This window comes from Aeromonas sp. 600527, assembly GCF_049175415.1.
GTDB lineage: Bacteria > Pseudomonadota > Gammaproteobacteria > Enterobacterales > Aeromonadaceae > Aeromonas > Aeromonas veronii_A.
Map to the genome: position 1 here is coordinate 1 of NZ_JAAKVA010000037.1, position 1,099 is coordinate 1,099.

Annotated in this window: 1 protein-coding gene; it reads right to left on the reverse strand. The window is 61.0% G+C overall.

Annotation, left to right across the window (positions count from 1 at the left end):
• The coding region (tssI, locus tag G5154_RS21085) for a type VI secretion system tip protein TssI/VgrG (protein WP_421263988.1) at nucleotides 1-1,099 on the reverse strand (1,099 nt) is incomplete at both ends.

Below are 1,099 nucleotides of genomic sequence, written 5' to 3' on the forward strand. Positions count from 1 at the left end.
TGGTCGTTGGAGCTGCCGTAACGGTCCCACGGGAACTGCAGCTTCACCCGGCCATGTTCGTCGCAGTAAATCTCCTCCCCCTCTGGCCCTACCACGATGGCGATTTGCGGGCCATCCACCATGGGCTTGTGGGGGGCCTCGGGGCTGCCGATGCGAGCGCGCCAGGTGGTGCTCGCCTTCACCACGCCAAATTCGTTGTGGTAGACGGTCGGGCCGCTGCCCCCCTCTTCCTCCAGCGCCTGCGGTTGTTCACCGGTATGGCAGATATGAACGATTTGCCAGTCGGTATTGAGGTTGCCATTGGGGTGTTCGGTCAGCGCGAAGCTTTGTCCCGGCAAGAGGGCTGCGCTGTTGGATTTGCCACTGCCCGCAACCGCGTCATTGCGCAGCGCATCGAGCCGGTGCTGGGCAAAGGCCTTGCCGCTGCCGTCCTGCTTGTAGCGACCCGGGTAGTCAAAATGCTGATAGGTATCGCGCTGATGCTCGAGATCGCTACCCTGCTTTTTGTGGGAGAGGCCATAAGCCGGCGTCTTGAAGCTGTAGTCCTTGAGCTCTACATCGCTTGGCCGTACCGCCTCACGGTAGTGGAACTGACGGACATAGGGACCTTGTTCCAGCGAGCGGTTGCCGAGGTTGAAGAAGAGCTCGGGGCCAGCGGTCAGGGCGGCCGCGTCATCGGCAAAGACGATACGATGTTTGCCCGCTTCAAACTCGTGGAAGTAGAAGAGCCCCTCTTCGGCGGCAAGGCGATTCACAAAATCGAGGTCGGTTTCGCGGTACTGCACGCAGTATTCCCGCTGGGCATGCTCGTTCTTGAGAGCAAAGGCATGATCGGTGATGCCGTGCTCCTGCAACAGGATGCTGAGGATTTCATCAGGCTTTTGCGCCTGAAAGATGCGGGAGTTCTGGCGCAGCCCCAGTCGCCACAGGGCCGGTTTCACCTCAATGCTGTAACGGGTACGGCGAAAGCCGCTGTCACCCTGTGCGAAGTCACTGACCACCCCGCACACCCGGCGCTGCAGCTCGCCGTTGTACCACACCATCAACTCACAGGGCTGGTCCAGCACGGCGCCAAAGTCGATGTCCGGTTGCTGGCTGG